Source organism: Janthinobacterium sp. BJB401 (assembly GCF_013372745.1).
GTDB classification, from domain to species: Bacteria; Pseudomonadota; Gammaproteobacteria; order Burkholderiales; family Burkholderiaceae_D; genus Janthinobacterium; species Janthinobacterium rivuli.
In genome coordinates, this window is record NZ_JABXFH010000020.1 from 51,965 (window position 1) to 69,133 (window position 17,169).

15 protein-coding genes are annotated in these 17,169 nt (G+C 58.2%); 2 read left to right on the forward strand and 13 right to left on the reverse strand.

Annotation, left to right across the window (positions count from 1 at the left end):
• Positions 1 to 269: 269 nt before the first annotated feature.
• The 11 genes from HWE17_RS14805 to aceE form a co-directional block, all read right to left on the reverse strand.
• Positions 270 to 1,187 carry a retron St85 family RNA-directed DNA polymerase gene (locus tag HWE17_RS14805; RefSeq protein ID WP_176389257.1) on the reverse strand — a complete coding sequence of 306 codons (918 nt, stop codon included), beginning with the start codon at positions 1,185 to 1,187 and terminating at the stop codon, positions 270 to 272.
• Positions 1,177 to 2,097: a retron St85 family effector protein gene (locus tag HWE17_RS14810; protein ID WP_176389258.1), complete on the reverse strand. Its 921-nt coding sequence runs from the start codon at positions 2,095 to 2,097 to the stop codon at positions 1,177 to 1,179. Before HWE17_RS14810 ends, HWE17_RS14805 begins: the two co-directional genes overlap by 11 nt.
• A gap of 580 nt (positions 2,098 to 2,677) precedes the next feature.
• Positions 2,678 to 3,133 (reverse strand): MaoC family dehydratase, encoded by a 456-nt coding sequence (locus HWE17_RS14815; RefSeq protein ID WP_176389259.1) that lies wholly within the window; start codon positions 3,131 to 3,133, stop codon positions 2,678 to 2,680.
• Positions 3,126 to 3,614 (reverse strand): MaoC family dehydratase, encoded by a 489-nt coding sequence (locus tag HWE17_RS14820; protein WP_176389260.1) that lies wholly within the window; start codon positions 3,612 to 3,614, stop codon positions 3,126 to 3,128. Before HWE17_RS14820 ends, HWE17_RS14815 begins: the two co-directional genes overlap by 8 nt.
• Positions 3,611 to 4,756: an acyl-CoA dehydrogenase family protein gene (locus tag HWE17_RS14825; protein ID WP_176389261.1), complete on the reverse strand. Its 1,146-nt coding sequence runs from the start codon at positions 4,754 to 4,756 to the stop codon at positions 3,611 to 3,613. Before HWE17_RS14825 ends, HWE17_RS14820 begins: the two co-directional genes overlap by 4 nt.
• A 16-nt stretch (positions 4,757 to 4,772) precedes the next feature.
• A complete protein-coding gene (locus tag HWE17_RS14830) occupies positions 4,773 to 5,963 on the reverse strand; it encodes an acyl-CoA dehydrogenase family protein (protein ID WP_176389262.1) in 1,191 nt (396 codons plus the stop codon).
• 180 nt (positions 5,964 to 6,143) lie between these two features.
• Positions 6,144 to 6,494 (reverse strand): VOC family protein, encoded by a 351-nt coding sequence (locus HWE17_RS14835; protein ID WP_176389263.1) that lies wholly within the window; start codon positions 6,492 to 6,494, stop codon positions 6,144 to 6,146.
• A 107-nt stretch (positions 6,495 to 6,601) separates the two neighbouring features.
• Positions 6,602 to 6,991: a hypothetical protein gene (locus HWE17_RS14840; protein WP_176389264.1), complete on the reverse strand. Its 390-nt coding sequence runs from the start codon at positions 6,989 to 6,991 to the stop codon at positions 6,602 to 6,604.
• Between the two features lie 472 nt (positions 6,992 to 7,463).
• Positions 7,464 to 9,053 (reverse strand): aspartate:alanine exchanger family transporter, encoded by a 1,590-nt coding sequence (locus HWE17_RS14845; RefSeq protein WP_176389265.1) that lies wholly within the window; start codon positions 9,051 to 9,053, stop codon positions 7,464 to 7,466.
• Between the two features lie 230 nt (positions 9,054 to 9,283).
• The gene (gene gstA / locus HWE17_RS14850) at positions 9,284 to 9,904 is read right to left on the reverse strand and encodes a glutathione transferase GstA (protein ID WP_176389266.1); all 621 of its coding nucleotides are present in this window, start codon (positions 9,902 to 9,904) and stop codon (positions 9,284 to 9,286) included.
• Positions 9,905 to 9,921: 17 nt separating this feature from the next.
• Positions 9,922 to 12,597 (reverse strand): pyruvate dehydrogenase (acetyl-transferring), homodimeric type, encoded by a 2,676-nt coding sequence (gene aceE / locus HWE17_RS14855; protein WP_176389267.1) that lies wholly within the window; start codon positions 12,595 to 12,597, stop codon positions 9,922 to 9,924.
• A 134-nt stretch (positions 12,598 to 12,731) separates the two neighbouring features.
• Here aceE and HWE17_RS14860 point away from each other — a divergent pair, with 134 nt between their 5' ends.
• Complete coding sequence (locus HWE17_RS14860; protein ID WP_176389268.1) at positions 12,732 to 13,223, forward strand: MarR family winged helix-turn-helix transcriptional regulator; 492 nt, start codon at positions 12,732 to 12,734, stop codon at positions 13,221 to 13,223.
• Here HWE17_RS14860 and HWE17_RS14865 read toward each other — a convergent pair.
• Entirely contained in the window at positions 13,208 to 14,311 is a 1,104-nt protein-coding gene (locus HWE17_RS14865) for a pyruvate dehydrogenase (protein ID WP_176389269.1), read from the reverse strand. The two genes, HWE17_RS14860 and HWE17_RS14865, sit on opposite strands and share 16 nt — an antisense overlap.
• Positions 14,312 to 14,446: 135 nt before the next feature.
• On the opposite strand from HWE17_RS14865, the gene HWE17_RS14870 reads away from it, so the two are divergent.
• Positions 14,447 to 14,635, forward strand: coding sequence for a hypothetical protein (locus tag HWE17_RS14870; RefSeq protein ID WP_034755254.1), 189 nt, complete (start codon positions 14,447 to 14,449; stop codon positions 14,633 to 14,635).
• Positions 14,636 to 14,829: 194 nt separating this feature from the next.
• Here HWE17_RS14870 and metE read toward each other — a convergent pair whose 3' ends face one another.
• The gene (gene metE / locus HWE17_RS14875) at positions 14,830 to 17,118 is read right to left on the reverse strand and encodes a 5-methyltetrahydropteroyltriglutamate--homocysteine S-methyltransferase (RefSeq protein WP_176389270.1); all 2,289 of its coding nucleotides are present in this window, start codon (positions 17,116 to 17,118) and stop codon (positions 14,830 to 14,832) included.
• Positions 17,119 to 17,169: the final 51 nt, after the last annotated feature.

Consider the following 17,169-nt stretch of genomic DNA (forward strand, 5'->3'; position numbering starts at 1 on the left):
AACGCATTCACTTACTTCACAAGAAACTTTGTTACAAGTACGTTGATAAAATAAAGCAAGCGCTTCCGCTTATCTACTTTTTTCCGAAATCAAAATAAAACCAGACAAATAGTATAATGGCAACACATATAAAATTGATAAAACAATACAAATTATTTCACCAAAAATAAAAATCTTCTCGGGAATTTTTAAATACTAAATACCGCCAAGAAAGAAAAATTAATGAATTAATTTTAAAAACTTAAGCAGCTTTCAAAAAATATTTTTACTCAGGAAAGCAATAAAAACATCGTTTCTCTTCCGTAAATATTTATTAATCGCTTTACATGCTCCGGCTCAACCGACTGAAGAAATGCAATATATCCTTTTAAACTACCCACTTGCTCCGGATCAAGAAAACCTTTTTTAAACCTATAAACTTGAGACCTCAATAAGCGTTTCCTCTCCAGTCCAATAGATACTTTATTATCCGAACCAATCACCAAGCCAGTTATTTTTCTACCATTCTTTTTTGATGAGTGTATCGTCTTATCTCTATTCACCTTTAAGGAAATAGAACAACTTGATTCTATTATTCCACCTAAAGCTTTTTCAACACCATTTAAAACCCCAGAATTTTTTGTCGAAAAGCTCAAATCATCCGCATAACGTGTATAAACAACTCCCAGCGTTTGGCAGTAATCATCAAGCGCAACATCAAAATTATATAACAATATATTTGACAGCAATGGTGAACTTGGGGCGCCAATTGCCAATCTCAAAGAATCATCCGCTCTATCTTTTTTAAATAAAATACTTACCATCACAACTATATCTTCATAGTCATAGCCTTTCCCAACCATAAAATCAAAAAAATCACCAGATGTAATGGATGGAAAAAAATTTTCAAAATCCATCTTCAAGAGAAAACGATTATTTACGTGTGGGGACACATTGTCCAATAAGCCAACTCCTGCCTTATATGCTTTAGCAGAATCATGAACTTTAAATTTCACAAGCACATTTAACATTAGCCATCGCTGAAGTAACTTCACCTCGGCACTTGGTTGAGAAACCTCTCTAAATTTTCCGGGTTCCTTTTTTTTTATTTTATAAACTTTATAACGCAAAGGCGCGGACATAACAAAGAAATCTATTTCCTTGCTAGAAAAAGGCAAAGATTTCTCAAGAATTTTCTTAAGCGACATTTTCAGCCTCTTCCCTTGCATTGATTTTTAATATTTGATATGCAAAAGCGCGCCATTTATCGTCATAGGTTTTTTCAAACATCATCGCTTTCCAAGAAACCCTCTTGGAAACAACATCAGGCATAAAAGAGTATTCTATTGATGGACTGGTTGATGGACACAAAACAAAACAACGCTCATTTAAAACATTATTTTCCTCGATAATTCCAACATTTTTCAATGCGAGCAGCAATTGCTCAAGCCTTTGTTTTTTTGTTGGAATGTTTATTTCTTTTAAAAATAACTGAATATCTCCGATGCGAGCAACTTGCAACATATCTATAAGGTCGATTATTATATAAAAAATATGTCTGGTCAATGACTTTAAAAATCGCTCAACTTTAGGAGTGGCATTAAAACGATCATTCATCTCACTTAAAATAAAATTTATTTCTTCCCTCAGCAATCCTGACGTTTGCGATGAGATTATATTTATATTTTTTGTGTGAGAATGTTTCAGATACTTTATCAAACCGTATCCAATAAATGAATCTTCCGCAAACTCTTTATTTACAACAACAAATAATTTAGGAGCAATATCTTTATTTTTTATAAGTGCCCCGAATTCTGCAATTGCACCAGGGGATTCCAAAAAAACGACTACACTATCAACGAGTGCGCAGACGTCTTCCTCGAAAGAAAGAAGGTCGTCATACACACCAAAGTGATTCCAGTTTTTGAAATTTTCGGGAACTATAAACGCATCAACCAAATCGCCAGGGTATAACAGAAAGGTGCCACGTTGGGATAGTGGTTTTCCGTCGGCATTGGTGGTCGCACCGCCAAATAATGTAATTTTTTGGGGGCCTTTTCTTACTTTAGATTTAGTAAGATCAATTGACTTCGCAAAATTTTGAATGATTTTATGCAAGAGAGGGTCTCAACTACCATTAAACACAGCGCAGAAAGGCGTGCGCGGTACGGCGCGCCGTGCCGCGTGCGGCTTTCTGCGCTGTCAATGCTAACAATCTAATCAGTCTGGCGAAACGCCCGACATTAATGACCAAGAAAAATGACCATCAAAACGCGTAATTGAGTCAAAATAGAATATCAGAAAATTTTATTTTGTCAACAAAAACCTTGTGACTTTATAGCTTTTCTCTGAATATGGATGATGCATACAATAAAAATATCAATAACACAATAAATCTAGGGAAGGAGATGATCTTGGTCGCACATCTGGAATTTTCAGGAAATTAGAACACATAGCCATATATATCCGTTGGAAGTTGTGCCCTATTTTCAATACGATCAGCGACTACTAATAAGCTGCTAAACGTGTCTCCTCGATCCAACAAATAAACGCGCACTGTAGCATCAAAAGATAAGTCGTCAGTAAGGAAGATCGCGTTAGGTCACGTGAATTAAAATCTACACGCGTACCGACTAAAGTCATTCCAGATCTCGACGCTGAACTACTAAACCAATCCGAAGAAGTCTACCAACCTTGCTCAGGGGTAACAACGCATCAAAAACTCCGCCACGCAGACGGGTTTCGGGTCACCTTCGCGTTCCATGGTGACGGCCCAGTTCACTTGGGCCCCTTCCGGCAAGTCCTCGACGGACAGGATGTCGAGCCGCGCGCGCAGGCGGCTGCCGACGGGTACCGGCGCGGGAAAGCGCACTTTATTCAGGCCATAGTTGATGGCCATGCGGATGCCGGCCATGTGCAGCGCTCCCTGCAACATGGCCGGCAGCAGGGATAAAGTCAGGAAACCGTGCGCCACGGTGCAGCCGTACGGCGACTCGCGCGCGCAGCGCTCCGTATCGACGTGGATCCACTGATGGTCGTCCGTGGCGTCGGCAAAGGTGTCGATGCGCTGCTGGGTGATGGTCAGCCAGTCCGAAACAGCCACGTGCTGTCCCGCCAGGGCCTGGAAACCGGCGATGCCGGCGATGTCACGCATGGTTTTCGCCTGCCGGACGGCGGCCGAACATGCCCATGCCCTCCACCGTCGTCACCACTTCGCCATGCTGGTTGCGCACGCTCCACACGGAAATGACGATGCCGCGGTCCGGCTTGCTGCTCGACGGGCGCACTTCCTTGACCTGGTAGGTCAGCTGCAAGGTGTCGCCCGTGCGCACGGGTTTGAGCCAGCGGATGCTGTCCAGGCCGGGCGAACCCATGCTGGACGAATGCTTGAGCAGATTGTCCACCACCAGGCGCATCATCATGCCGCAGGTATGCCAGCCGCTGGCGATGACGCCCTTGAAGATGGTCTTTTCGGCGGCCGCATGGTCGACGTGGAATGGCTGCGGATCGAAATCCGTCGCAAAAGCGATGATTTCCTTTTCCGTCACGTGGCGCTGGCCCAGGTCGATTTCCAGGCCTTGCGTAAAGTCTTCGAAATACCAGTGTTTCGGGGTGGTGGCAGGCGATGCGGTCATGCGTTCTCCGTCAGCAAAAAGCCCGGCTGGGCGATAAAGCGCTCGATATGATGGTCCACGTCGCCCAGGGTCAGGGCGATCATGGCAAGGCGCTTGAAATGGTGGGCGGCGGGCAATTCGTCCGTGACGCCCATGCCGCCATGCAATTGCACGGCTTGCTGGCCGACAAAGGTGGCGGCCAGTCCCACTCTCGCCTTGGCGGCCGAGACCGTGCGGCGGCGCTCGGACGCATCGTCGCTGTCGACCTTGGCGGCGGCCAGCATGGCCATCGAACGCGCCTGCTCCAGGTGGATGAACATGTCGGCCATGCGATGCTGCAAGGCCTGGAATTTGCCGATCGGCGCGCCGAACTGCTGGCGCGTCTTCAGGTATTCCAGGGTGGCGGCGAAGATGGCGTCCATGGCGCCCACGGCTTCCGCGCACAGCAAGGAGGCGCCGTAATCCACGGCCGCGTCCAGCACGGACCAGCCCTGTCCCGCCTGGCCGATCAAGGCGTCGTGGCCCAGCACCACTTGCACGAGGGTGACGGTGGCGGCGCGCTGGCCGTCGATGGTGCGGTAGTCGCGCACGGAAACGCCGGGCGCGTCGACAGGCACGAGGAACAGCGAAATGCCATCCGTCTCCATCTGGCCGCCGCTGCTGCGGGCCGACACGATCAAGGCGCCCGCCTGCGCGCCGTGGATGACGACGGTTTTCTCGCCATCGAGCACGAAACCGCCGCCGCTGGCGGTGGCGGTCGTGGCAATATCATTGAGTTCGTGGCGCGACTGGCGTTCACCGAGCGCGCAGGCCAGTTTCAGGCTGCCGCTGGCGACCTGTTCCAGCACGCCATCGTGGCCGCCCGCCAGGCTCAAAAAGCGCGCCCCGAGTACGGTGGCGAAATACGGTTCGACCACCAGGCCACGGCCCAGTTCCTGCATCACCAGCAGCATGTCGACGGCCGTGCCGTCGAAGCCGCCCGCGCCGGCCGGCAGCGGCAAGGCCGTCATGCCCAGCTCGGCCAGGGTGGCCCAGGCCGCATCGGACGTGCCCGTGGCGGAATGGATAATTTTTTGCCGCGTTTCAAAGCGGTAATCCTTGTCGACCCAGCGCCTGAGCGCATCGGCGAATTGCTGCTGTTCCTGATTAAAATGAAAGTCCATGTCGTCTCCTTCTGGCTTACAGGCCCAGGATCATCTGCGTGATGATGTTTTTCTGGATTTCATTCGAGCCGCCATAGATCGATGTCTTGCGGTAATTGAAGTAATACGCGGCCAGCGGCGCGGCCAGGTCGTCGCCGCCAGCGCTGTGCGGCGCGCTGCCTTCCAGGAATTCTGGATCGAACGGCAAGGCTTGCGGACCGATGGCTTCAACCATCAGTTCCGTCAGTTGCTGCTGCAGTTCCGAACCGCGCACCTTCAGCATCGATGCCTGCGGTCCCGGTCCCTTGCCCTCGTCGCTGATGACGCGCAAGACCGTCATTTCCAGCGCCATCAATTCGATTTCCAGGGTGGCGACCTTGGCCGCAAAAGCGGGATCGTGCAGCAGCGGTGCGCCGCGCTTGGTTTGTTGCATGGCCAGCTGCTTGAGGAAAGTCAGCTCGCGCTTGGAGCGGCCGACGGCGGCGATGCCCGTGCGCTCGTGGCCCAACAGATACTTGGCGTAGGTCCAGCCCTTGTTTTCCTGGCCCACCAGGTTGCTGACGGGCACGCGCACGTTATCAAAAAAGACTTCGTTCACTTCGTGTTCTTCATCGAGCATGATGATGGGGCGCACGGTGACACCCGGCGTTTTCATGTCGATCAGCAAGAAACTGATGCCTTCCTGCTTGCGCACCGTGCTATCCGTACGCACCAGGCAAAAGATCATGTCCGCGTGCTGGCCCAGCGTCGTCCAGGTTTTCTGGCCGTTGACGATGTAATGGTCGCCGTCGCGCTGGGCCGTGGTTTTCAGCGAAGCGAGGTCGGACCCGGCGCCCGGCTCGGAGTAACCCTGGCACCACCAGTCGTCGCAATTCAAAATGCGCGGCAGATAATATGCTTTTTGTTCGGCGCTGGCGAAGGCCATGATGACGGGCGCCACCATGTTGACGCCGAAGGGCAGGATCGGTGGCGTGGCGGCGCGCGCGCACTCGTCTTCCCAGATGTGGCGCTGCACGGCCGTCCAGCCCGTGCCGCCATGTTCGACGGGCCAGGCCGGCGCGGCCCAGCCCTGCTGCGCGACAATCTTGTGCCAGCGCACGTAATCGTCGCGGTTCAGGCGCAGATGCTGGCGCACCTTGCGCTGCAAATCCGCCGGCAGATGGGTGTCGAGGAAGGCGCGCACCGTGTCGCGGAAGGCGCTCTCCTCGGCCGTGTAATGCAGGTCCATGTCTGTCTCCTTGTTCTTATCGGTTGCCGTGATGACTGCACGCAAGGAAGCTCAGCGCACAAAAAAAGCACGACCGTTCTCAAGGATTGTACAACAGATTGAACGTGACGCCAGGGGTTTTACGATGGCTGGCGCGCAAGGGAAGTCGGTGCAATCGGCTGGCTGGCGCAGCCACCTCGCCTATGTGTGCGACAAAATATTGATGAGCTTGCCGAAAGGGTCGCGCACGAAAAACCGCCTGACACCCCAAGGTTCATCGGTGAGGCCATATTCAATGGGAAACCCGGCTCCGGACATGCGTTCGAAGGCGGTATCCACGTCATCGACTTCAATGGAAAGGTCGGGCACGGCAGTGTTCGAGCCGCCTTCCGTCGCAAAGCTCACTTGAACGCGCATCTCGGTTTGCGAACCATACGTCATGATCCAGCCATGGTCCATCAACAGGCTCAGGCCCAACACGTCCTCGTAAAACGTCCGCGCCAGGCCCGGATCCGGCGCCGGGAAATTTGCAACGATACGCGTGACTTGCATAGTTTTCCTCACTGCCAATGATAGTTGTTAACAGGATTCACCTCAAAAGCGGACGTGGGATGCGAACTGAATCATTGGCAGCCCAATTCGTTCAGCGTCGGCAATCGCTAAGCGTTGGCACGCCAGACTGCATCACGAATCTCTGGTTCATGCTGCGAGAAAACGCTGACACAGGTCCCAGCCGTCACAATGATCCACTCTCGCTGCTGCCGGATATAGCCAAGACGCTCGTCTTCTTCCCTCGCCCATCCGCCATCGAACACCTCAAGGACAGGATAAGCTGAAGGGAAATCTTCAGCAACCCAATACTCCGCCAGAGAGATTTCATCCAGAAGCCGAAAACCTTCAACTTGGGAAAATGTAACCTCGATTCCCTCATCTTGGTTGCGATTTCGAAGGACGCGTATTACCAAGCCAGCATCGTAGTAGACGGAGTATATGTCTGCGCCCCAGTCGAATTGCTCCTGGAAGCAAAAAGGACTCGCTTTGATTGGCATATGAATTCTGTTGCGTCAGTATTTATTGCTTGTTACCTGGCTTTATTGCTGATCGATGGCCGAAAAAAACCTGACTGACATCGGTGCCAAGGGAATATTCCCTCGCGGCCTACGGGTGATCTTGAATGCACTTTACGCCCTCGGCGGTGTGTTCCGCCCAACCGGTTTTATGCGTTGCAAACCATGCCTCAATTTGTGGCTTCGTAGCGCCACAATCAAACGCAATTTTTTCAATTTCTTCCGGGGTCTTCGCTGGCGGAGATTTGGCGCATCCTGAAAGGAAAGAGACTAAAACTACGGTGCCCAACCATACATTATTCCTCATGAATTTCTTTCCTATATCCGTTGCACCGCCTGCACATTCATCTGTTTGAGCGGTTCCGGCAAAGTACGGATCCAGAGCTTAACGAATTGCCAGGAAGAAAAACTCACACATTGTCACGTTGACGCGAATGTCTGCTGTTGACCGCCATCACCCATACAAATGCAGCAACACCTGCACGGCAACGATCTTGACGATGGTCATGCTGGGGAAAATCATGGCGTAGCCGAGGTTCGGGCGGTCCGACTTGGCCAGGCGGTTGGCGAACACCAGCACGGCAGGATTACCCGTGGCGCCGGCCGCGATGCCCAGCAACTCGGGAAACGGCAGACGCAGGAAGACCTTGCCCAGGATCACGACGAGGGCCACCACCACCAGCACCGTCACGGCGCCGAGCGCCAGCATGGGCAAACCATCGGCGCCCACTTGCTGCACGAAGGGCAAGCCGGACGCCATGCCAACGGAAGCGAGGAAAATCGTCAAGCCATAGTTGCGCATGACCAAATTGGCCGACAGCGGCAAGCGCCAGCTGATCTTGCCCACCCTGCCCAGGCGGCCCAGAATCAGCGCCATCACCAGCGGCCCGCCGGCCAGGCCCAGGCTGAACGAACCTATCCACGGCAACGGGATCGGCACCAGGCCCAGCAGCACACCGAGCACCATGCCCATGCCCAGCGAGACATAGCTGAACTCGGCCGTGGCCGTGATGGAATTGCCGAACAGCTTGCGCACGTCGACCGCATGTTTGGCTGGCGCGATGGCCATCACCCTGTCGCCAAACTCCAGGGTCAGGAACGGGTGCGGCAAGATCATGGCGTCGCCACGGCGGATGAAGGCGATCTGCAGGGGAAAATCTTTCGCCAAATTCAACTCGCCCAGCGGCACGCCGACGATTTCCGCGTCCGACACGAACACTTCCGTGCCGTCGAACGCGCTGCGGTCCTTCATCAGCCGGCCCGGATCCAGGTGGCCCAGCGCCGTGCGCGCCGCTTCCACACCCGCCACCGTGCCCGACACCATCAGCGCGTCGCCCACGCCCAGCACGAGGCCCGGATCGGGCAAGCGGTTCTGGTGGCCCTGGCGCACGCCGATGACTTGTACGCCCGCCAGCGGACCATCGGCCAGTTCGGACAGGGCCGCGCCCGCCAATGTGGCTGCGTCGATGGTGATTTCGGAGACGACGATGGGCGCCGGCGGCGGCGTCAGCACGGGTTTTAGTATCCGCCCGGCCAGGTACAGGCCCAGCATGGGGCCGACCACGCCGAACGGATACGCGACGGCATAGCCGACGGCCGCGTCGCCATTGCCGTGCGACGCTTCCAGCGCCGCCTGCAGGGCGGCCGTGCTGGTCATGGCGCCGGCAAACACGCCGCTGGCCATGCGCAGCGAGATATCGATCCACTGCCCGCCCCAGACGGACACGGCCAGGCCGCCCATGACGGAGACAAAGGCGATCAGATTGTGTTTCTGCCCCGCACCGCGCAAGCCGGCGAAAAACTGCACGCCATACTGCACGCCGATGCCATACAGGAACAGCAGCAAGCCGATGGAGCCGACCATCGGCGGCGGCACGGAACCGGGAGCAAAGGCGCCCAGCGCCAGCCCCGCGAACAGCACGCCGCCCACGCCCAGCGAAAAGCCGAACACGCTGATGCGCCCCAGCGCATAACCGGCGCCGATGACGAGAAACAAGGCGAGGATCGGCGTGGACTCCAGCGTGTGGCGAAATAATGGAAGCATCAAAAACCTTGGTCTGGGGAAGGCCCAGTTTAGCATGCACAAAAGCAACACGATGGCGATGATGGCAAGCAAGCGTGCACAGCTTTGCACCTTAAAAATGGGCAAAAAAAAGCCCGCTGCGGGAGCGGGCTGAATCTAATTCCTGTGAGGAAGTAGAGGAGACAGGTGAATGATGCCGCATCGCAGCATATTCATCCAATTCTATGTTGTGATGATAGAAATATGTTTTATCAATATCTACCCCCCTCTTCGCGCAACGCCTGCTGCACGGCGGGACGCTCGCCGACGCGCTCGATCAAGCGCCACACTTGCGGGAAAGCCGACAAGTCCACCTTGGTGTGCGCCGACCAGCCGAGGATGGTGTACAGATAGGTATCCGCGATGGAGTAACGCTCGCCCAGCAGATACGGTCCGCCAGCCGCCAGTTGCCGCTCCACATAGTCGAGGCGTGAGGCCAGGCGCGAGCGGGCCACGTCCTGCGCCTGCGCGCCGTATTCCGGGTGGAACAGCCAGGGGCTGAACACCTTGTGCAGCTCGGTGGCAATAAAACCCAGCCACGATTGCAGCTGCACGCGCGCCAGGGAGCCGGGCGGCGGCGCCAGGCCGCTGGCCGGCGCCAGGTCGGCCAGGTATTGCACGATGGCCGTGCCTTCCAGCAAGATGGTGCCATCGTCCAGCGCCAGCGCCGGCACGTACAGGTTCGGATTCACCTGCGCATAGTCCGCGCCCGTTTCCGTGACACGTGGAATCTTGCGAATATCAACTCTTTCCAGCTCCAGCGCAATACCCGCCTCGATGGCCACGATGTGCGGCGACAAAGAACACGTTCCCGTTGCGTAATACAGTTTCATGATCACTCCTCGAAAAGTTACACGGACGCGGGATCGAGTTTTCCCACGTCGATGCCGTATCTGGCGATGGCTACGCCAATCTTGCTGCGTGGCAGCTGGCCCCCATCGGCCAGCGCCGTCAGGGCGGCCAGCACGATGAAATGGCGGTCCACTTCAAAGAAGGTGCGCAAGGATTCGCGCGTATCGGAGCGGCCGAAGCCATCCGTGCCCAGGGCAAGGAAGCGCCGGTCATGCACGAAGGGGCGCACCTGGTCGGCCACGATCTTCATGTAATCGGTGGCGATCACCACCGGGCCTTGCCGGCCAGCCAGGCATTGCGCGATATACGGCACGCGCGGCTCACTGTCCGGGTGCAGCATGTTCCAGCGCTGCACGGCCAGGCCGTCGCGCCGCACTTGCGTCAGGCTGGTGGCGCTCCACACGTCGGCCGCCACGCCGAAATCCTGCTGCAGCAGCACGCTGGCGGCCTGCACTTCGCGCAGGATGGAGCCGCTGCCCATCAGCTGCACGCGCGGCGTGGTTGCCGTGAGTGCTGCCGGGCTTTCCTGCAGCAGATACAGGCCCTGCAAGATGCCCGCCTCGGCGCCTGCCGGCATGGCCGGGTGCGGATAGTTTTCGTTGAGCAAGGTGATGTAATAGAAAATATCCTCTTGCTCGGCAAACATGCGGCGCATGCCGTCGTGGATGATCACGGCCAGCTCGTAGGCATAGGTGGGATCGTACGAGATGCAGTTGGGAATCACGGACGACAGCACGTGGCTGTGGCCATCGTCATGCTGCAGGCCTTCCCCCATCAGTGTCGTGCGGCCCGAGGTGGCGCCCAGCAGGAAGCCGCGCGTGCGGGCATCGGCCGCCGCCCACGCCAGGTCGCCCACGCGCTGCAAGCCGAACATCGAATAGAAGATGTAGAACGGGATGGTGGCCAGGCCATGGTTGCTGTACGACGTCCCGGCGGCGATCCAGGAGGAAATGGCTCCCGATTCGTTGATGCCTTCCTGCAAGATCTGTCCATCCTTGGCTTCCTTGTAATAACTGAGCTGGCCCGCGTCCTGCGGCGTGTACAGCTGGCCCAGGTAGGAATGGATGCCGATCTGGCGGAACAGCCCTTCCATGCCGAAGGTGCGCGATTCGTCTGGCACGATGGGCACGATGATCTTGCTCAAGGCGGGATCTTTCAGCAGGGTACCGAGGATGCGCACGAAGGCCATGGTGGTGGACGCGCCCCGCTCGCCGCTATCCTTGAGCTGGGTGGCGAACGCGGACAGCGGCGGTATCGGCAGGGGCGCCACTTTGCTGATGCGGGCGGGAATATAACCGCCCAGCTGTGCCCGGCGCGCGGCGAAATAGCGCGCTTCCTCGCTGTCCGGCGCCGGTTTCAGATACGGCATTTCTTCCAGCTGGGCATCGCTGACGGGCAGCGCGAAGCGGTCGCGGAAGGCGCGCACGGCGTCGGCGCTCATCTTTTTCAGCTGATGGTTGATGTTCTGCCCTTCTCCCGCCTCGCCCATGCCGAAACCCTTGACGGTCTTGGCCAGGATCACCGTGGGCCGGCCAGTCGTGCGCACGGCTTCTGCGTAGGCCGCGTGGACTTTTTCGGGGTCGTGACCGCCGCGCGTCAACTGCCAGATGTCGTCGTCCGACATGTGCGCCACCAGCGCCAGCAGTTCCGGATACTTGCCAAAGAAATGCTCGCGCACATACGCGCCATTCTGCGATTTGAAGGTCTGGTAATCGCCGTCCACGCATTCCATCATGCGCTGTCGCAACAAGCCGCTCGTGTCGCTCTGCAATAAAGCATCCCAGCCGCTGCCCCAGATGACCTTGATGACATGCCAGCCCGCCGCGCGGAAGGTCCCTTCCAGCTCCTGGATGACCTTGCTGTTGCCGCGCACGGGACCGTCCAGACGCTGCAGGTTGCAGTTGACGACAAAGATCAGGTTATCGAGGCGCTCGCGGCCGCCCAGGGAAATGGCGGCCAGCGATTCCGGCTGGTCCATCTCGCCGTCGCCAAGGAAAGCCCACACTTTGCGGCCCTGGTGTTCCTTCAAGCCACGGTACTCGAGGTAGCGCATGAAACGGGCCTGGTAGGCGGCCGTCAGCGGGCCCAGTCCCATCGATACCGTGGGGAATTGCCAGAAATCGGGCATCAGCCGGGGATGCGGATACGACGACAAGCCCTCGCGGCCCGCTTCGCGGCGGTAATTGTCCAGCTGCGCTTCCGTGATCCGGCCTTCCAGATAGGCCCGGCCATAGATGCCGGGCGCGGAATGGCCCTGGATGTAGACCAGGTCGCCGGCAAACTGATCCGTATGGCCACGGAAGAAATGGCTGAAGCCGACGTCATACAGCACGGCCGCCGACTGGTAAGTGGCGATGTGGCCGCCCACGTTCGAGTGTTTGGCCGCGCGCAGCACCATCACCATCGCATTCCAGCGGATGTAGGCATTCAGGCGGCGCTCGATGGCCAGGTCGCCCGGATAAGCGGGCTGGCGCGCCGTGGCGATGCTGTTGGTATAGGCGGTGGTGACGCGGCCATGCATGCCGCCGTGCTGCGCGGCATCAATATCGACAAGCTGGTCGAGCAGGTAATGGGCGCGCGGGCGCCCTTCCACGGCGACGACGGCCTGCATCGCCTCCAGCCATTCTTGGGTTTCTTGCGGATCGATATCGGGTACGGCGAGGGATGGGGTCATGGCAGTCTCCTGAGGGTGGGCATACATCGTCATGATCGATTGCCACTGCAATCATTGCATTTGCAATCGTTATGCCGGCCATTGTATAGCGCTATAATTGCATTTGCAACTGTGATTGATCTGGAGGAATACCGATGTCTGAAACTGCGCCTGAAATTGGCTCGCCCCCCGCGCCCGACCTGTGGTTTTCATTCGTGCGCACGCACCGTTTGATGATCCGCGAGATCGAACGCCGCCTGGCGGCGGCCAAGCTGCCCGTGTATGCGTGGTATGACGTGCTGTGGGGACTCGAAAGCGGCCCCGACGGTTCGCGCCGCATGCACGAACTGGCCGACGCGCTGGCCATCGAACGCTACAACCTGACGCGCCTGGTGGACAAGCTGGAAACGGACCGCCTGGTGACGCGCACGCGTTCGATGGAAGACGGGCGCGCCGCCTTCGTTTCCATCACGGAAGACGGGAAAATCCTGCGCAAGCAGATGTGGGCCGTGTACCAGGCCACAGTGGCCGACCTGTTCCTGGCGCAATTTGACAGCGGCGGGCAGCAAGGCTTCAGCGCCGCCCTCGCCCGCGCCGCCGAGGCGGCACGCAACGCAGGCCAGGGCAAGGTTCAGACCAAGGCGTAGCGCCGCAGCGCGTCATCAACGAACTGCAGGGGCAGCGCGCCGTCGTCGGCCAGGGCTTTCAAGGCGGTAACGACCAGCCATGGCGCACTCGTTTCCATCCGGGTATCGGCACCGACGGCGATGAAACGCCCGCGCACATGGCCGCCGATCTGGCCCGCGATGTGCTGCCCATAGCCGGTGACGGCGATGACGGGCGCGGCGCTGTCATCGAGGCAACGCCGCACATGGGCCAGTCTTGGAATGGCGCGCGGGTGACGCAGGTTCCACTGCTCCGCCGCCTGCGCATCGCGCGCCAGGCGCGTGTAACTGGGGCAACTCCACACTTGCGCGGCAATATCCCAGTCCTCCTTCAGCAGGCGGGCGGCATCGGCAACGACGGCCAGCATCCTTCCCGCCCCGCACAGACGCACCCGGCATGGCTCAGGGCGCAGCGGCGACACGCGGTACATGCCCAGGCTGGCCGCTGCCGCATCAGCGGCCGACAAGAGCGCCGCCACCGCATACTCATCCGCATCCGCATCCGCACCTTCATCATGTATGGCCAGGTAGTAAAAGCCTGACTGCTGTTCCACATACAGCGTTTCCAGTGCCGCGCGCAAGATGGCGCGTACTTCCTCGCCCGTCGCCGGGTCGAAGGGCGTGCAATTGTGCTGCGCGGCCAGCCAGGCGGGCAGCGCCGGCTGCACGCCTTTCGGCCAGCGAGAAGATTGCGTTTCCGCATCGCTGCAAACGATGCCACGCTCGCGCGCATCGACCAGCACGCCACACAATGCCTGAACCGAAGCGGGACGGCACAGATACAGCAGCGGTTTCTCGGCGCCATAGCGCAGCGGCCAGGCACTGGCGGACGCCGTCACATTCCAGGCATCGTCATGCCGCTGCGTCACTTCCGCGCGCACGACGCGGATGGCATTCGCCGCGCCCGCGCCCGTCTGCAAGCTGCGCGCCATGGCGCCCAGTGCCCGGCGCGGCGAAACCTGCCGCAACGGCAACGCCGGCGCTGCCGCCAGCGCGGCCAGGCAGGCTTGAGCGGCGTCGCGCGCGGCGTCCAACGGCGGAGAAGAAGGGGAAGAAGGGGAAGAATGCATGAAGGCTCCTGTTGCAACAACGCTTGCGCAAGGCAGACATTGCCTATACGATTGCAAATGCAACGATTGTAGTTGCAATCCTTTGCGCGAGCAAGGGACGCGAGCCAACCGACATTCCTGTTTTGAAGGTGAAAAATGACGCTGAACAATCCTGAAACCGTGCGCATGGCCTACGCCGTGAAACTGACGAACGCGCAAGTCGAGGCGGCCAAGCGCCTGTATGCCGCGCATTTCGGCACCACCGACAACCCGCAGGCGATGGCCGCCATCATCGCGGCGCTGGCGCGCAACTACAGTTCGGCCGTGGCGGCCAATGTGCTGTAGCGCATGACGCGGGCAAAAAAAAGCCCGCTACGGAAGCGGGCTGAATCTATTTGCTTGGAGGAAGTAGAGGAGACAGGTGCATGATGCCGCATCGCAGCATCATTATCCAATTGCATGTTGTGATGACAGAAATACGATTGTTCTATATCTCAGCCACGTCTCAGCCATAGCGGCCTCCCCTGCCCCTGCCCTCCTTAGGCCACGGTGTCGCCGCGCAAGGTTTTCGCGGCCGCCACCATGTTGGCCAGCGCGGGTATGACTTCTTTCCAGCCGCGCGTTTTCAGGCCGCAATCGGGATTGACCCACAGGCGCTGGGCGGGGATGCGCTCGGCCGCCTTGCGCATCAGTTTTACCATTTGTTCCTGGGCAGGAATATTCGGCGAGTGGATATCGTAGACGCCAGGGCCGATGTCGTTCGGATAGTTGAAATCATCGAAGGCGTCCAGCAATTCCATGTCGGAGCGCGACGTTTCGATCGTGATCACGTCCGCATCCATGCCGGCGATCTGCGCGATGATGTCGTTGAATTCCGAATAGCACATGTGCGTGTGGATCTGCGTTTCATCGGCCACGCCATTGGCCGTGATGCGGAACGATTCCACGGCCCAGCGCAGGTAGTCGGCCCATTGCGATTTGCGCAGCGGCAAGCCTTCGCGCAATGCCGCCTCGTCGATCTGGATCACGCGAATGCCGGCCTGTTCCAGGTCCCGCACCTCGGCGCGGATGGCCAACGCCAGCTGGTAGCACGACACGGAGCGGGGCTGGTCGTCGCGCACGAAGGACCAGTTCAGGATAGTGACGGGGCCCGTCAGCATGCCTTTCATCGGCTTGTCCGTCAGCGACTGGGCGTAGGTGCTCCACTCGACCGTCATGGCGCGCGGACGGCTGATGTCGCCGAACAAAATGGGCGGCTTCACGCAGCGCGAACCGTACGATTGCACCCACCCGAACTGGCTGAAGGCGTAGCCGTCGAGCTGTTCGCCGAAATATTCCACCATGTCATTGCGTTCCGCTTCGCCGTGCACAAAGACATCCAGGCCCAGTGTTTCCTGTTCCTGGACGCAATGGGCGATTTCCGCCTGCATCAGTTTTTTGTAGCTGGCTGCATCGAGCTGGCCGCTGCGGAACTGGCTACGGGCCTGGCGGATTTCCGCCGTCTGCGGGAAGGAGCCGATGGTTGTCGTTGGGTACGCGGGCAATTGCAGCAGTGCAGCTTGCTTGGCGGCACGTTCGGCATAGCTGCCGGCGCGCTGGCCCAGGCTTGCATCGATGCGGGCCACGGCCGCTTTCACATCGGGATTGTGCACGCGCGGCGACTGCCGGCGCGCTTGCACGGCCACATGATTGGCGTCGAGCGCCGCTTGCACGGAGGCGCGACCCTGGTTCAGCGCGCCGGCCAGGGTGTGCACTTCATCGAGCTTTTGACGGGCAAAGGCCAGCCAGGATTTGATATCCGTATCGAGCTTTTGTTCACTGTCCAGGTCGACGGGCACGTGCAGCAAGGAGCACGACGGGGCGATCCACAGCCGCGATTGCAAGCTGGCGTGCACGGGCTCCAGCCATGCCAGCACCTCATTCAAATCCGTCTTCCAGATATTGCGGCCATTTACGACGCCCAGCGACAGCACGCTGCTGGCGGGCAATTGGGCCATCACCTGCGCCACTTCCTCGCGGGCGTTGATGGCGTCAAGATGCAAGCCATGCACCGGCAGCCTGCACGCCAGTGCCAGATTGTCTTGCAGCTTGCCGAAATACGTGGCCAGCAGCAGCTTGACGTTCTTGACCTTGCTCAAGGCATCGTAGGCCGTGACCAGCGCCTGCTGCCAGGCGCCGTCCAGTTCCGTGACGAGGATGGGTTCATCAATCTGCACCCATTCCACGCCCTGGGCCGCCAGTTCCTGCAGCAGTTGCACGTAGATGGGCAGCAAGCCTTGCAGCAGCGCCAGCTTGTCGGAATCATCCTTGGCCTTGCCCAGCCACAGATAGGTGACGGGGCCGATCAGCACGGGCTTGGCCTTGACGTTCAATTGACGCGCTTGCGCCAGTTGCCGCAGCAAACGGCTGCTGTCGAGCTTGAACTGCGTCCCGGCCGAAAATTCCGGCACGATGTAGTGATAATTGGTGTCGAACCATTTCGTCATTTCGCCGGCGTGGACGCAGCTGCAATCGCTGTCGCTGGCCGAGCGGCCGCGGGCCACGCGAAAATAGTTGTCGAGCGCCGCGCCTTCCCGGCCGCGCACGCGCTGCGGCAAGTTACCCAGGGTAAAACTCAGGTCCAGCACCTGGTCGTAGAAGGAAAAGTCGCCGACGGGCGCCAGGTCCAGCCCGCTCTGGTCTTGCCAGTGGCGCTGGCGCAAGTCCGCGCCACGGCCTTCCAGCGCGTCCAGGCTGCTTTGGCCCTTCCAGTAGTCTTCCAGGGCGAATTTCAATTCCCGTTTGGCGCCGATGCGCGGATAGCCCAAGTTATGTGTCGTGACGGTCATGGCGGTAGTTCCTCCTGATGAAGTATGGAGACATCATAGAGGCTTTCATCC

Excerpts from the sequence above, each read along its gene's own strand:
- HWE17_RS14815 (WP_176389259.1), bottom strand. The coding sequence starts at position 3,133 with ATGCGTGACATCGCCGGCATCGCCGGTTTCCAGGCCCTGGCGGGACAG.
- aceE (WP_176389267.1), bottom strand. The coding sequence starts at position 12,597 with ATGACCCCATCCCTCGCCGTACCCGATATCGATCCGCAAGAAACCCAA.
- HWE17_RS14865 (WP_176389269.1), bottom strand. The coding sequence starts at position 14,311 with ATGCATTCTTCCCCTTCTTCCCCTTCTTCTCCGCCGTTGGACGCCGCG.
- HWE17_RS14820 (WP_176389260.1), bottom strand. The coding sequence starts at position 3,614 with ATGACCGCATCGCCTGCCACCACCCCGAAACACTGGTATTTCGAAGAC.
- HWE17_RS14825 (WP_176389261.1), bottom strand. The coding sequence starts at position 4,756 with ATGGACTTTCATTTTAATCAGGAACAGCAGCAATTCGCCGATGCGCTC.
- HWE17_RS14805 (WP_176389257.1), bottom strand. The coding sequence starts at position 1,187 with ATGTCGCTTAAGAAAATTCTTGAGAAATCTTTGCCTTTTTCTAGCAAG.
- gstA (WP_176389266.1), bottom strand. The coding sequence starts at position 9,904 with ATGAAACTGTATTACGCAACGGGAACGTGTTCTTTGTCGCCGCACATC.
- HWE17_RS14870 (WP_034755254.1), top strand. The coding sequence starts at position 14,447 with ATGACGCTGAACAATCCTGAAACCGTGCGCATGGCCTACGCCGTGAAA.
- HWE17_RS14835 (WP_176389263.1), bottom strand. The coding sequence starts at position 6,494 with ATGCAAGTCACGCGTATCGTTGCAAATTTCCCGGCGCCGGATCCGGGC.
- metE (WP_176389270.1), bottom strand. The coding sequence starts at position 17,118 with ATGACCGTCACGACACATAACTTGGGCTATCCGCGCATCGGCGCCAAA.
- HWE17_RS14845 (WP_176389265.1), bottom strand. The coding sequence starts at position 9,053 with ATGCTTCCATTATTTCGCCACACGCTGGAGTCCACGCCGATCCTCGCC.
- HWE17_RS14860 (WP_176389268.1), top strand. The coding sequence starts at position 12,732 with ATGTCTGAAACTGCGCCTGAAATTGGCTCGCCCCCCGCGCCCGACCTG.
- HWE17_RS14840 (WP_176389264.1), bottom strand. The coding sequence starts at position 6,991 with ATGCCAATCAAAGCGAGTCCTTTTTGCTTCCAGGAGCAATTCGACTGG.
- HWE17_RS14830 (WP_176389262.1), bottom strand. The coding sequence starts at position 5,963 with ATGGACCTGCATTACACGGCCGAGGAGAGCGCCTTCCGCGACACGGTG.